This window comes from Epilithonimonas sp. 33E (genome assembly GCF_059372615.1).
In genome coordinates, this window is record NZ_CM182009.1 from 2,945,925 (window position 1) to 2,961,042 (window position 15,118).

The 15,118-nt window shown below is 41.9% G+C and carries 11 protein-coding genes; 5 read left to right on the plus strand and 6 right to left on the minus strand.

What is annotated here, in order from left to right; genetic code table 11:
• Window positions 1-5: 5 nt before the first annotated feature.
• The gene (locus AC5P2S_RS13530) at window positions 6-1,307 is read right to left on the minus strand and encodes a T9SS type A sorting domain-containing protein (protein ID WP_494555231.1); all 1,302 of its coding nucleotides are present in this window, start codon (window positions 1,305-1,307) and stop codon (window positions 6-8) included.
• A 470-nt stretch (window positions 1,308-1,777) separates the two neighbouring features.
• Between AC5P2S_RS13530 and AC5P2S_RS13535 the strand changes: the two genes are divergently transcribed.
• The 5 genes from AC5P2S_RS13535 to AC5P2S_RS13555 all read left to right on the plus strand — a co-directional run bounded on the left by AC5P2S_RS13535 (window position 1,778) and on the right by AC5P2S_RS13555 (window position 9,364).
• The gene (locus tag AC5P2S_RS13535; RefSeq protein ID WP_494555232.1) at window positions 1,778-2,356 is read left to right on the plus strand and encodes a hypothetical protein; all 579 of its coding nucleotides are present in this window, start codon (window positions 1,778-1,780) and stop codon (window positions 2,354-2,356) included.
• 262 nt (window positions 2,357-2,618) lie between these two features.
• Window positions 2,619-3,356 (plus strand): DNA-binding domain-containing protein, encoded by a 738-nt coding sequence (locus AC5P2S_RS13540; protein WP_494555233.1) that lies wholly within the window; start codon window positions 2,619-2,621, stop codon window positions 3,354-3,356.
• Between the two features lie 129 nt (window positions 3,357-3,485).
• Entirely contained in the window at window positions 3,486-8,219 is a 4,734-nt protein-coding gene (locus tag AC5P2S_RS13545) for a DUF6923 family protein (protein ID WP_494555234.1), read from the plus strand.
• Window positions 8,220-8,408: 189 nt separating this feature from the next.
• The gene (locus tag AC5P2S_RS13550; protein ID WP_494555235.1) at window positions 8,409-8,942 is read left to right on the plus strand and encodes a phage tail-like protein; all 534 of its coding nucleotides are present in this window, start codon (window positions 8,409-8,411) and stop codon (window positions 8,940-8,942) included.
• 116 nt (window positions 8,943-9,058) lie between these two features.
• Complete coding sequence (locus tag AC5P2S_RS13555; RefSeq protein ID WP_494555236.1) at window positions 9,059-9,364, plus strand: hypothetical protein; 306 nt, start codon at window positions 9,059-9,061, stop codon at window positions 9,362-9,364.
• A 46-nt stretch (window positions 9,365-9,410) separates the two neighbouring features.
• On the opposite strand, the gene AC5P2S_RS13560 is transcribed toward AC5P2S_RS13555, so the two are convergent.
• The 5 genes from AC5P2S_RS13560 to AC5P2S_RS13580 form a co-directional block, all read right to left on the minus strand.
• On the minus strand, window positions 9,411-10,910 hold the full coding sequence (locus AC5P2S_RS13560) for a DUF8740 domain-containing protein (RefSeq protein ID WP_494555237.1): 1,500 nt from the start codon (window positions 10,908-10,910) through the stop codon (window positions 9,411-9,413).
• A gap of 18 nt (window positions 10,911-10,928) precedes the next feature.
• Window positions 10,929-11,405 (minus strand): T9SS type A sorting domain-containing protein, encoded by a 477-nt coding sequence (locus AC5P2S_RS13565; RefSeq protein ID WP_494555238.1) that lies wholly within the window; start codon window positions 11,403-11,405, stop codon window positions 10,929-10,931.
• Window positions 11,406-11,576: 171 nt separating this feature from the next.
• On the minus strand, window positions 11,577-13,145 hold the full coding sequence (locus tag AC5P2S_RS13570; protein WP_494555239.1) for a M20/M25/M40 family metallo-hydrolase: 1,569 nt from the start codon (window positions 13,143-13,145) through the stop codon (window positions 11,577-11,579).
• A 186-nt stretch (window positions 13,146-13,331) separates the two neighbouring features.
• Window positions 13,332-14,045 carry a 3-ketoacyl-ACP reductase gene (locus AC5P2S_RS13575; RefSeq protein ID WP_283416538.1) on the minus strand — a complete coding sequence of 238 codons (714 nt, stop codon included), beginning with the start codon at window positions 14,043-14,045 and terminating at the stop codon, window positions 13,332-13,334.
• A 227-nt stretch (window positions 14,046-14,272) separates the two neighbouring features.
• Entirely contained in the window at window positions 14,273-15,019 is a 747-nt protein-coding gene (locus AC5P2S_RS13580) for a glycerophosphodiester phosphodiesterase family protein (protein WP_494555240.1), read from the minus strand.
• Window positions 15,020-15,118: the final 99 nt, after the last annotated feature.

The window sequence follows — 15,118 nt, forward strand, 5'->3', positions numbered from 1 at the left end:
TTTTTTTATTCTTTAATAATTTTTAAAGTACGCTGCTGTTGGTCGAATAAACCTTTCAGCAAGTAGCTTCCTTTAGGAAGGTAATGGATGTTCAGTTGTCTGTTTTTCACATCTTTTACCTCCGAAACTTTCTTACCTGAGATATCATATATTTCCACATCAGAAATAGTGGAAGCTCCGGAGATGTTCAGTACGTCTTTTACAGGATTAGGATAAGCGGAAACTTGTTTTCTATTACTGCTGTTAACCGCCATTTCTGTATCGGGCAGCTCTATACGGAAACCTAAAAGTTTTCCATCTTTTGTTCCCCATCCTACAATATATTTCCCATTAGGAGAAATATCCGTTGGGAGAATAAAATTAACACCCTGCGTATCCAGTCCCAAACTGGTTACATATTGACTAAGCAGGACACTCCCACCGGAAGGGGTCCAGAAGAAGCTTTCATTGGTACCAAAAGAAGGGCTGAAAGCGTCTCTGTAATAACCAACCACTTTACTTCCGTCCGCATTGATTCCTGTAGGATAGCCTGTATACATATCGGTTGTTACATTTATTGGGGGTATTTTTGTAGCTCCGGCAGTTTCATTCCAGATAACAGCCGATTGATCATAGCTGTTAGCGATTGCCCAGTTACCATCATCGGATACCTTTGTCACGTACGTCATTGGCATACCGTCATTATCAGTTATCAGAGTTGGGGTACCATTTTTCCAGACCGCACCCATTACCTCTCCGAATTGAGAATTAAGAAACCCGCCTATCACATTACCGTCCAGACTAATGCCATTAGCGCCCCCGCCCTGCGGAGAAGTAGTTTGCAGCTCTGTAATTCCTGTTCCGTTTTCCCATTTTACGGGTGTAGAAACAGTAGGAGTTCCTTTATATCCTCTGCCTACAATATAGTTACCATTACTGGACATTGCAAATGCACTGCCTGTTGTGCCATCAAAAGCATCACTACCTCCGCCCAGATAGGTTGGGGTTTTAGTAGCTATATCATAGAGGGTAAACTCATTTAGGTTAGTCGCTGGATTGGTGCTGGTAAAGGCTGCTTTTGTTCCGTCAGCCGTTATGTCCGCATCTCCGGAGTAAGATGAGCCATTAGAGATATCCCCCATGTTTACAAGCCCGTTTTCAGGTGTCCACAGAAAACTGGAGTTTTGAAAGCTTCCCACAACAGCGCCGGTATTAGAAACATTGCTGGGTTGGAGACCATTTCCAAGTATTGTAACTTGGCCATACGCATTGGAGAAAAACAACGCACCTATGGATAGCGCTGTGATTTTGGATAGAATTTTTACCATAATTAGATGTTTTTATTAATGAAGTTGTTATTTGATCGTTAAAACTACTTCCATGATACAAAGAATTACTTTTCCTGTAATTTTGATTCTATGGAAGAAAAACAGCCACAATCATAATACAAAACAATCAATATTTATATACCCTTTACATACCCATAAAGCTTAACCCCTTATTCACAAGGGGTTTTTGACCTTCATCAAACATAACATTTTTCTTTAGGATTATAAAATATATAATCGGTTATCACTTTCATATATCGCAAAAATTCACATCAGGTACATATAAGGTAGAGCGTTTTTTTGGCTATATGGCATTTATTATTCTCTTTGCAGCACAAACACAGACACAAGTGATCTTACTGAGCTTACTCAGTAGAGTACACATCGGGCTATTATGCTTTTCTTAATCTAAATTATTATAGCCCGGTTACCTACTTCCATTCTCTTTTGTTGATGTTTTTGTTATACAAATGACATATCCAAAAACAATATCGAGCAGCTCCGGTTTTCCAAAATCTTTTTGGAAAAGCCTCCTATTGTTATTCTTTCTATATTCTGCACAAACATTATATGCACAGACAGTTATTACAGGGATGGAATATATTACCATCAGTGAGGGTGCTGTCATGTCCATACAAAATGAAAAGCAATCCGATGGTAATAATATAGCAGATGAGAAATGTAGTATTGAAAACGAAATCATACCATGTGAAAAGTCTTATAACAAGAAAAAAATAGTTAAAAGCCGGACAGAGCGTACCGAATCATCCGAAGATAAGGGTAAAACAGCAGATAATGCTTCTGATCGCCAGGAAATAAAGATCAACAGCAGTCCTTATGATAATGACACTTCATTTTCAGCCTCATCAGGCAGATCATTATTAGCCTGCAACGTAGATTTTCATTGGCGGGCAGCCGGCATGGCAGAAAAAGCTTATTTCATGCTGTTGTTTGTATGCGCTACCTCTCCTACCTTCCGCTACCAAGGTATATCTTTTCCGGATAACACAGGCTCTTATCATTCGGGCAGAGCACCTCCTTCTTGCTAGATGTGCTTTGCAACACCAGTCTTATAAAACACAAATTTCATAATTATCCAAGCCATTCCGAAGCGCTCTCCGTCAAAATAAAGTAATCATTATTGGAGAGCGCAGAGGGTTGGTGAAATAATGAAAAACACCTACAACACAAATTTAAAACCCAAATCCTATCCAGGCCATCCTGAAACGCGCTCCGTCAAAATAAACGTAATCATTATTGGAGTGCGCAGAGGCTTGGTAGAATGATGAACAAATAACACTTAAACACCAGATGAATTATGGCAGTATTACACAAGATCAAGCCTATCTCTATGAGAACCTCCTTACAAAGGACAATCCCAATGATTATATCGCACGCACTGTAAGCGAGCGATCGCTGAATGTTAAACAGATCTGCGAAACCGCAGTCAACAGAGGCGGAGCAGACGTATCTGCCGCTGCTATGGAACATGCCACTACCCTGTTTTTGAAAGAAATGGCTTACCAGCTGTGCGATGGCTTTTCTGTCAACACAGGCTATTTTACTGCAGGAACTCAGATCCGCGGGGTTTTTGACAGCCCTTCGGAAACCTTTAGCAGCGACAAGCACAACATCCTGTTCCAGTTTAACCAGGGAGAAAAGCTAAGAGCAGAGATCCCCAATATAGAAGTAAGCATACTGGGCATTGCAGACAGTGCCTGCTCTATCCTACAGGTGACCGATGTCAAGAGTGGTTCTGTGAATGATCTTATTACGCCGGGTCGTAACCTGAAGATCTCCGGCAATAAAATAAAAGTGGCGGGTGATAATCCAAACAACGGGGTCTTTTTTGTGAATACCACTACACAGGAGAGAGTCGTGGTAGAAAGCAACGATATGGTGACCAACAATCCCTCGGAGCTCATTATCGTAATACCCGATCTGGCATCCGGTACCTATACCCTGGAGGTACTGACACAGTTCTCCGGAACACAAATGCTGAAAGAGCCTCGCATGGCCAGCTTTGACAAGATACTGACTGTACAGTAAGACCATAGCCGGAACAGGCTATCTGTTCCGGGCGGAACACACCGTATGTCTCGGGCGGAACACAACACTTGTTCCGAGCGAAACATACGGTATGTTCTGTATTAATTCTTTTTTTCAATTATAAACACTATGATAAAAAACTTTTTTTTAGCCTTGTTGCTTCTGACAAGCTATACATATTTGCAGGCACAAGGCACCTGTTATAGTTCACAAGGCTGCTCAGATTACAGTAATTTTGGCTACAACTCTTCAAGTGCACTTAATCTGGAGTATGATAACTATGTGTCAGCCTGGCACTCATCGGCAGTGCGCGATATAGATGGTACTCTTAAAATTTGGGGAGAGATGACAAAAGCTGACGGAGTCAATGCTTGGCTGGTGCCTACCCCAATTAATGCAGGTAATTATCCTGGCCTTACGGGTACTCCCCTGAAGTTAGCGATGGCAAGTTCGCATCAGAACTATGTTCAATTTATCCTTCTTACTGACGATGGTAAGCTTTGGGCATGGGGAAAGGAAGACCTGGTTGTTGACAATAGCCTCACAAGCAGTAGCTCTTTTCAGCAGTTAAGTATAGGTTTGCCGGTAGGTGTATCTGCATCTCAGGTAAAAATGATGACTGCTTTTCCGGGAACAGCTTTGTCGTCCAAAACCGGTGGGCTGGCCATTACTACCTGTGCCGGTAATGTATATGTTTTAGCCCATTCTACCAGCGCGGCAATGCGTGGAAATGGTACTGCAAGTAGTACCAATGGGGTCGGGAACACTACATGGTACCAGGTGCAAAAAAATACAGGCGGGCCCCTTACCGGTATAGTAGCTACACGTACTTCAGGCAATGCTGTTATTGCATTGGACAATGCAGGTAAACTATGGACCTGGGGTCATACTACCTGGTTAGGAGACGGAAATGGCGCATCAGCCGCTAATACCAAAGCCACCCCAATGACCTTGCCGGGAGGTAGCGGCCCCATTAAAATGATTGGAGTTTGTTACGGTTATGTGGAGCCTGTGGCGACTGATAGAACAACTTATTATGTTTTATATGAAAACGGAAGTCTATATGCATTAGGATCTAATTCTTACGGACAGATAGGCGATTGGAGCACAACCAGCAGTAATAACTGGGTGCAGCCCCGCTACGGAAGCGCATCCGGTACGCCAATGAACGATATAAAATGGATATCTCCAAACGAGAATGACAACGTGAGTGGATTTATCAATGTGATCAATAATGCAAAACAACTTTACAATTGGGGTACAGAATCGGGTTATGACCTGGGCAGAGGCGTTCAGTCAAGTAATAACGGTTTTACTGCAGTTAATCCGGGTATGCCTGTCAGTTTTGAGGGGTCTTACACAAACTCGGGCATTATTGCTGTTGAATCCGGCGGCCATACTACAATGGTATTAAAAGAATGTGTAGCTAACTTTGGCTATGCTGGACATAGAATAAACGGTAGTATGGGTGATGGTAGTACAACTGAAGTGACAGACAACATTTTTCACTTTGATACCAATGCTGTACAGGTTTGTGGTGCTAATACAGCTCCAGCTGTAAAAGACCTGAAAATGTGCCCAACTACGACGGTTAATTTGGCAAATGCTCATATAGGAGCCGTACCTACAGGTCTTACATTGGCTTGGTACACTACCAATAACCAGGCTCCTGGTACGCAGGTTAGCAATCCATCTGCAGTAGGTCCCGGTGTTTATTATGCGTTTTATCAAGGAGGTTGCCCTAACCCTGTAGCAGCAAAAGTTACAGTATCGTACTATACGACTGCAGACCCTGAGTTTTCAACTTGTTTTACACCATTCACTTGTAACAGCAACTTCTACTTATCGCAATACCCTGCCGGAGGACCAACTACATTATATACGCTGAACAACACCACCAACCCTTTTACCATCACTTCTGTAGGGACATCCCCCGCAGGTTATACAGTCAATGGGATTGGTTATAACACGGTGGATAAGTATATGTATGGGATCTACTCCGTAGCAGCCGGCGATAACCGTTTGATAAAGATCGATGCCAATGGTACAATGACAGATCTGGGTATCATCAATACATTGCCGAACACAGGGTATAACAACGGTACATTTGATAATGCCGGAAACCTATACACCAGCAGATACGGTACCGATAAGTTTTACAAGATCAATGTAACCACAAAAGTTGCAACGGAGATTGTACTTTCCAGAACCATACAGGTTAATGATCTTGTTTACGATCAATCAACCGGTAAGTTTTTTGGCTACGAAGGTGCTGCCGGGACAGACAGGCTGATCTCTATCAATCTTACTTCTGCTACTGCAGGTACTGTTACCAACTTACCAACAAGTAATCTTCCGGCCGGATCTACATTTGGAGCGATGTATATAGACTCTAATGGGGATATCTTCGGGAATGAAGATAACACAGGCTCAGGCTTTTACCAGTTTGATAAAACAACCGGTACGGCAGTCAAGATTTCCACATCCATCAAAGCTTTCGGAAATGACGGAGCCAACTGTCCTGATGCAATTATCACTTTCCCTGCCGATCTGAGTGTTACCAAAACAGATGGCAAGACGTCCTATATCCCGGGAACAATCAACACCTATACTATTGTAGTAAGCAATGCCAGCGGGCCATATGGTGTGCTTGGCGCTACGGTTTCAGATCTTTTGCCAGCGGGTATCCCTGCTGCAAATATGTCTTATTCGGTACCGGTGCTTACTGGCGGTGCGACTACCAGCATTACCGGCCTGCAAACAGGTGCTCTTAATGACGTGGTAGGTCTTCCTGTAGGATCTACGATTACTTATACGGTTACTATCAATGTACCTATGGCATACATTGGTAATCTTACCAATACTGTGACAGTAACTCCGCCGGCAAGCACTTCTTCAGATCCTACACCGGGAAACAATACGGCAACAGATACCGACGCTTATAATTGTGGAGGAAAGGATTCTGACGGAGACGGCATCGGCGATATCTGTGACCTGGATGATGATAATGACGGTATCCCGGATTGTATAGAAAACGGCTTCGATGGCAACCCTAATACAGTATTTAAATCAAATGGCAGCACGGTTGCATCCAGCAATTCCAATCCTGCAAACGGACCTCAGTACCAGTTCAGATTGACGAATACGACCAACCAGCAGGGACAGGCATGGTCCTACGGAAAAATTGATTTTGCCAACAGCTTTATCCTTTCTATGAAAGCAAAGTTTTCTGATGCGGATGGTATAGCCATGGTGTTCCACAACGATCCCTTGGGGACCAACGCCATAGGAGTAAGCGGACAAGGACTCGGAGCCAGAGGCATAGCCAACGGTATTGCACTGGAGCTTGATACTTTTGTTAATTCTTGTAACAATGATGTAGCTAACGGGCAGAACTGTGACCCGAGCTTTGATCACGGAAGCATCAGAACAACCGCGGGATGGATTGGTGCAGGAAAGCTTGCCGGAGACGGACAGCTTGGGGACGGCACAATTGATGACGGACTTTGGCATGATGTGGTGGTTTATTGGAACGCTTCTATCAGAAGACTGTCTTATAACTTTGACGGTGCTGAAGTGACCAGCTACATCTTCCCAACCTCAGGTGCCAACTCAATTGAAACCATCCTTGGAGGAAAAACAACAGCTACTTTCGGATATACCGGCTCCACAGGATCTAATGGAAATGCTAATACCATAGGTTTTGATAACCCTTGTACTATTCCTATCTTCTTTGATACGGACGGAGACGGCATCAATGATCACCTGGATCTGGATTCGGACAATGACGGTTGTGTAGATGCACTGGAAGGAGATGAGAGAGTGACGACAGCACAGCTGGTTACCGCTGGCGGAACCGTTGTAGTAGGTACTGGTTCTACAGCTTCTAACCAAAACCTATGTGCCAACGGAACCTGTGTTGATGCACAGGGTGTTCCAAAAATAGTGAACGCAGGAGGCACGACCGATGTAGGAAATGACCAGGGACAGGGAATCGGAAGCTCACAAAATAGTGCAGTAAGTGCCTGCAACGCCATACCTTGTAATACAGAATATGTGACCAACGGTACTTTTGCTACAAACCTTACAGGCTGGACAGGCGATATCGATTGGATATATGAATCCGGAAAAGCCAAAATGTACAGTGAGAATGTGACCAACAAAGTGTTGTCTCAGACCTTGCATAATCTGGACAGGATTTCCAACAATACTGTTTCACTTACATTAGAATTAGGAACGCAGGATTACAATCAGGCATCAGGCGGTATAGCCTCTTTGGATATACTTCTGGATGGTGTTGTATATGCGACGATCAATAATGGTACATTAAGAAACAGCAGCAATGTAACTATGGCGCTTTATGGTGGAGCAACCAGCGATTTTGTAACATTTGGAACTTCGGCTGTCAGCGGGTTTACATACAAAACGTTTACACTTAATATTCCTTATTTGGGATCTTCATCTGCCGCACTTACTTTCAGAGCATCTGCTGCTAATGGTGATGACTGGAGCCTGGATAACATATCAGTAGTAGAAAAATGCTCTTACTGTGTGAAGCCCGGAGATTTTTCTGTGGCAGGTACACCAACGAAAGTAGGTATCACCAACCAAACCAAGCTAACAGGCTGGCCAGAAAGCGTACCAAATGGGCACATCGTCTTAGAATCAAAAGACAAAGGCTTTGTAATCACAAGGGTATTACACGTAAGCACAACACCTGATCTGGTTAATGATTCTGTAAAAGATCCTAAAGAAGGCATGATTATCTACGACATACAGGACAAATGTGTGAAGCTCTTCAACGGATCTACGTGGAAATGTATCCAGAGAAGCTGTAATGATGGAGGTTTTTCAGACACTTAATAAAACACCTTCTTAAAAATAGTAATAAAATATGATTTTGAGTGGTACAACTGATTAATATCTAAGTAGCTCAAATAATTAATAAACACACTTGGCTAGTTAGTCAGTTAATTAGTAAGCATCAAACTGAAGATTAACTGGCTGTCTGCCAAATAATAAATCAACTATTTATAAAACAAAATGAAACCAATGAAAAAAATAGTTTATACCATCACATTATTCTCTCTGGCATCTTTTGCCTTCGGACAAGTGGCCATAGGTAAGCAAAGTGTAACTGGTACTACTACCCTCCTGGATTTTGATAATACAGCAGGCAATACCAAAGGTATTATCCTGCCTGCGGTAGAAAATAACAGCACTGCACTTGCAGCAACCGTAACGGATAATAATGGGACCTTCCTTTTTGATAAGTCTGACCAAAAGGTCAAAATGTATGAAAACAGCATTTGGGTAAGCCTTTCGGATACAGGAAAGATCACAAACGCACTTACTGCAAATGCCAATACATCTACAGAAAGTGGCAAAGGAGCAGTTATCGGGTCAAGCACTACTCCTGCAAAAGGTATATTGGTTCTGGAAAATACTACCAAAGCCATGATCCTCCCGCAGATTGCTAATCCGCATACCAGCGTGAAAAGCCCTTACCCCGGGATGATGTGCTATGATACAACCAGTAAAACCATGGCTGTATTTGATGGAATCAATTGGAACTACTGGAAATAGATTCTGAATATAAAAACCTTGCCGGGCGCTGCATTTACATAGCTTTTTTTCACCATCATTTTTTTGTTTTTGCTGCCCGGCTTTTTATATCAGGATTTAATTTATTATAAGGTTCTATGGATACACAAATACAGAAAATAGATGCATTAGTCAGGAAACATCTTCACCAATCAAAAATAGTATTAATGGTATTGTATGGCGTTCCCAACACAAGCTGGGATGACGATATCTGGATCTACAAGCAAACCAAATATTTTATCTTTAAGACTGAAACCGTTTTCATTCTTAAGAATGACAGAGTAGCGGATATTATCATTTTTGAGTATATGCTTGGGATCCTGTGTAGTGAGATATTTTATAATGCCAATCATTCTCCTAGATATGAAGTGGTCAATCATTATCAAAGGTTTAGAAATATATAAAAAAGGTTAGCGTATGCTAACCTTTTTTAATTATCCTATTGATTTACTAGAAAACAAACCATTTCCCGTAATAAATCAAAGTCATGCCTATTGAGTTTGCAACATTAGCATTTGTAGCGTTAATGGTACTATCTTTACCGAACTCATATATTTTTGAAGCTCCATAGTCATTCGCACCCTGTCGGAACTTCTTGCCGTTAGGATCAATTGTAGTATTCTTATTTTCTGAAAAGATATAGAGTGTCAGCCCATTACTTGGGTTTGCTGGAAGTGTAACCGTATAATTACCTGTGATATAGACCATTTGATTGTTATTAGTCAAAGTAGTATTACTACTTACAGTTGTTACTGATAAACTGCCACCTCCGCCGCCACTCGGTGTTGCCCATTGTCCGTCACCTCTTAGAAATGTAGTGGAATCAGCGGTTCCTGTTGCGCTTATTTTTGCCATGGTAACGGCGCCGTTATTAATTTTTGCAGTCTTAACCGCATTGTCAGCAATTGAAGTTACAGCGCTGCTGCTTATTGTCACATCACCTGTCATGGTCTGTGGCACTTGTGGAGCATATGGTGACGAAGATGATGTAAGATAAACCTGCCCACCTGTAGAACCATTTGCAAACCCGTTACCTGCAGGACCGGTAGCTCCTGTTGCTCCTGTTGCACCTGTTGCTCCTGTTGCTCCTGTTGCCCCTGTGTCACCTTTTGGTCCCGTTGCGCCCGCTACTCCTTGAGGTCCCGTTGCTCCTGTATCACCCTTTGGTCCCTGCGCTCCTGTTGCACCTTGAGGTCCTTGAGCACCTGTTGCTCCAGCTTGTCCTGTTGCCCCTGTGTCACCCTTTGGTCCTTGTGCACCTGCTATTCCTTGAGGTCCTGTTGCACCTGTATCACCTTTTGGTCCTTGTGGCCCGATTGCTCCAGCAGGTCCCGTTGCTCCTGTATCACCTTTTGGTCCCTGCGCTCCTGTTGCACCTTGAGGTCCTTGAGCACCTGTTGCTCCAGCTGGCCCTGTTGCACCGGTATCACCTTTTGGACCTTGTGGCCCGATTGCTCCTGTCAAACCTTGTGGCCCTTGTGGTCCCATTGCTCCAGCAGGTCCCGTTGCTCCCGTATCACCTTTTGGACCCTGAGGACCAGGAATTGAGCTTCCCGAATTTTTTGCATACAATGCATAGGGCACGCTTAATAACTGGGATGTTCCGGATATGGTATAATTATTAGATCCTGTGGGATCCGTTTCTGTTTTGATAAAATAAGTATCAGCTCCCCAATCAATGTTAGAATAGGAACCGCTCACCAAAGTTCCAGCTCCAATCTTCGCTGTCACAAGGCCATTGTTATTGGCTGGCAGAGATTGTGTTTCCGAATAAACGACAGTACCCGAAGCAGAGCCCTTGATGATAGAAAATCTCATGCCCACGTTCTGATTCTTGATCAGATCATTATTAGAGTTTCTGATAATGGCCTGATAACTCATGGCATCCTGCGTTTGCGAAAGCGCCATGGCAGACACGCAGAAAACGGCTAAAAAAGAGAGTTTTTTCATATTGTTATTATTTTTAAATTATTTGTCTGATTTGATGACTTTAAATATTTTGATCAACTTTCCATTTTTCGTGACCTTAAGAAGGTAAACTCCCGCTACATAAGAACCCATCGAGAATGAAACCGTTGACGAATCCACAGGCTTGATCATCAATGATCTTCCCGAATTATCCAAAAGCTCAAAACTATACTTTCTAAAATCTTTGAAATCGATATTCAGATAGAGAATATCCGGTGTAGGGTTAGGATAGATCTTCAAATTAAGCCCTATTTCCTTAACATCCATACCCAAAGTTTCCAAAATCTCGTAAGCGTGTTCAACTCCGGGATGTACGCTACCCGATGGTGATCCAAAAGGTTCGTAGAAAACTTGTCCAATTGCGGATGCTACATTGCCACTGCCGCCGGATGCGTACATACCTGATGAATTGATAGATGATTGTGCAAACCCTTGAAATGAGACGCCCAAGAGAAATAGACAAATTATTGTTTTCATAGGTTTTAATTTTTATGATTATAAAATAATCAGGTTTTTAGCAAATATAAAAATAAATCCGTTTTAGTAATTAAATAAATTTATATTAAAATCAATTCAGTGAATCGTTGATGTATTACTATTTGAAATGGTATAAAAAAAGCGACAAAAAATGCCGCTTCTAATATCCGATTAATAGTCTTTACTGCTTCTTTTCGGCTCTCTCACTTCCGGCCATTTTACTACAGCCCCTTTATCATCTGTTGGCATCACACGTTTTTCCCGGCTTACAAATTCAGGGTCTTCTGACGCCATATAAGCTAAAGTCGCCGTGAGAATCACGTTATTTTTCAACTCATCAAAAACAATTTTGTCATATGTATCCTTGGTTGTGTGCCAGGTATATCCGAAATAACCCCAATTAAACGAACTCAGAGAAAATCCCGGAACTCCTGCTGCCACAAACGATGCATGGTCAGAACCGCCACCTCCGGGCATTCCGGGGAAGTTAGTTTTAATCTGGTCTTTTACTTTTTTAGGTGCAGCATCCAGCCATCTTCCAATGTAGACATAAGAATCTTTGAAACCCTGTCCGCTGATGTCAACCACTCTACCTGTTCCGTTATCCTGATTGAAAACCGCCTGCACACCTTTGATAATTTCAGGATTGTCAGCTACAAAACCTCTTGAACCGTTCAGTCCCTGTTCTTCACTTCCCCAAAGTCCAATGACAATTGTACGTTTTGGATTAGGATAATATTTTTTGAGAATCCTCATGGTTTCCAGCATTGTCAGAGTTCCTGTTCCGTTATCCGTTGCCCCTTGAGCGCCATCCCAAGAATCGAGGTGAGCAGAAAGAATCACATATTCGTTTGGTTTTTCTGAACCTTTTATCATTCCTATGGTGTTGAAGGATTTAGCTTCCGGTAACACTTTGGACTGTGTATCCATTTTTATTCTCGGTTTCGTTCCTTTTTCCGCCATTCTATACAACATTCCGTAATCTTCCAGATCGATGTCGAACATTGGAATTGTTTTCGTTTTAGCGCCGAAAATACGATTGGTGCTATGGATTCCTGTCCAGTTGGAAATGGCGATTCCTGCTGCTCCGGCTTTCTCTAAAGCTTCTGGCAAGGTTGTATTATCATACCCTATATTCTTGATATAATCTGCGAAATCTTTTTTAGCCTGTTCTTTTTCAGCTTTCAGTTTGTCATATAATTCGGGGGTTGCAAATTCTTTGATTTGCTCATCTGAACGTCCGATTTTCTGATATTGCGCCATTAAAACAATTTTACCTTTTGCAGAAGGCAACCATTTATCAAACTCGGTTTTGGAAGATACTTTTGGAAGAATCACCACTTCTGCTTCTACCGCTTTTTTAGTTGCCGGACTCCACGCTAATTGGGTTGCAGATAAGGTTTTGGTTCTTGGATAAACCAAATCTACGTGTGTTGTTCCGCGTTGCCAGCCTTTCCACGTTCCGAATTGCTGAAGATTAGCTTCGATTCCCCAAGATTTTAATTTATCGGCTGTGTAATTGTTAGCGGCTAACATTTCAGGTGTTCCAACCAATCTCGGTCCGATTTCGTCTAAAAGTTCATAAGCCATATCTTCCAGCTGAGAATTGTTATTGGCTTCGTTGACAAAACTTTGAACGATTGGATTGAGTTTTTCTTCGGATTTGGTTTGAGCAGTGACTAGAGTGATTTGCGCTGCAAAGAAAATTGCAGACATTGTGACAAATGAGTTTCTCTTCATATCTTTTATTTGATTCCGATAAAGATAAGGATTATGTCACGGAATAAAAAAACGCCTCAATATTGAGACGTTATATTTTACCATAGAATGCATGCAGCCCGACTTGAGCGGAGCTCCTTTTTACGCAACGTAATGTAGTGAAAAGAGCGGGAGCGGAAGGCGGATTAAGCTGCCCAAATTATTATTTTATGGATTGGTCGAGAAAATAGATGCGTTGGCAATCATTGCTCTGCGGTTCATTTTCAGGATATCTCTCACCCACTCTGCAAAGTCCTCCGGCTGAAGAACCTTGTCCGGATTACCGTCCGTCAAACCACCATTGATGCTCATATCGGAAGCTATGGTACTCGGTGTCAGCGTAATCACACGGATATTCTGCTTTCTCCATTCTGCCATCATCGATTGCGAAAGAGAAACGACAGCCGCTTTGGAAGCCGCGTATGCCGACATATTCGGCCCGCCTTTCAATCCTGCTGTGGAAGCAACATTCACGATGTCACCTTGTCCTTTTTCTTTCAAAAACGGATAAACCGCTTTGGCTGTGTAATAAACGCCGAAAAGATTGGTTTTAATCACTTGTTCCCAAACATCCGAAGCCATTTCCTCGATGCTTCCAAAGTCACCGATTCCTGCATTGTTGACCAAAATATCGATTCCGCCTAATTCGTTTGCTAAAGATTCGATTCCTGCTTTTACTTCCAATTCGTTATCAACACTGAAAACCGCGTAAGCTACTTTCACGCCGGTTTGTTTCAGTTCGTTAACTGCTATTTTGAGATAATTTTCGTTTCTTCCCGTGATACCAACGTTCACACCTTCATTGGCAAGAATCTGAGCTACAGCTTTTCCAAGTCCTCTTCCACCGCCAGTGATAATGGCATTTTTACCTTTTAAATTCATAATCTGTTTCATTAAATTTCGAGGTGCAAAATTACCAAACACACGTTTAAAATCCGAATAAAGTCTTATGATTTAATACAAGTTTATCATTGAGGAATTCAATTGGTTGTATTGATTTCTCGCAAAGACGCGATTTGAATTAATCTTAAAGGAAATAAAAAGTCGCATATTTTCCTTTGCGACTTTGTAAGATTTGAATTGTAATATTTAGCGACTTTGCGATAAAATTATTCGCCTTTTAATTGGTCAGGAATGTTAGTCGTAATGAAATTGATTCCTTGATTTTTAAGTTCTTCGTAAATTTTGATATCATTCACAGTCCAGGAATTGGTAATCAAACCAAGCGAATTGGCTTCCGAAATCCACGTCGGATTTTTCTCGAAAACGCTGTAATGGTAATCCAATCCGTCCAAACCTTCGGCTTTGATTTGCTGCGGCGAAAGATTCCCTTCCAGATACTGAACTTTGGCAGATTGATTCTGTTTCTTGATTTCTTTACAGATATTAAGACTGAACGAGATGTAATCGCTTTGGCTATCGAGCCCGAGTTCTTTTACGGTTTTCAGAACTTTGGTAACGATTTCGTTTTCACGTTCTTTGGATTTGGCTGGTTTGATTTCGATGATTAATTTGACGGAAGCATCTTTCTTTCCTTGTTTCAAATAATCTTTCAGGGTTGGGAGTTTTTCTCCGTTGGATAATTTTAGTTTTTTCAAATCGGAAAAATCAGTTTCCGAGATTTCCATTTTCCCGTGATGTTCATCGTGATTGACAACCAATTTTCCATCTTTGGTCATATGAATATCAAATTCGGAACCATAAACTTTCAATTTTTGAGCATTTTCTAAAGCTCTGATAGAGTTTTCCGAAGTTTTTGGTTGTGTATTCCAGAAACCTCGATGGGCGATGATTTGAGTTTGAGCGTTGATAAACATAGTAGTGGCTAGGGATAAAATGCAAAATACGTTCTTCATTTTTCAATTTTTAGGATGACTAATTTAGTCAATTATTATTAAGGCTTCGAGAGCCTCAGCCTGACAGCGTTTAGACATTTCAACGAGCTCAATGTGACA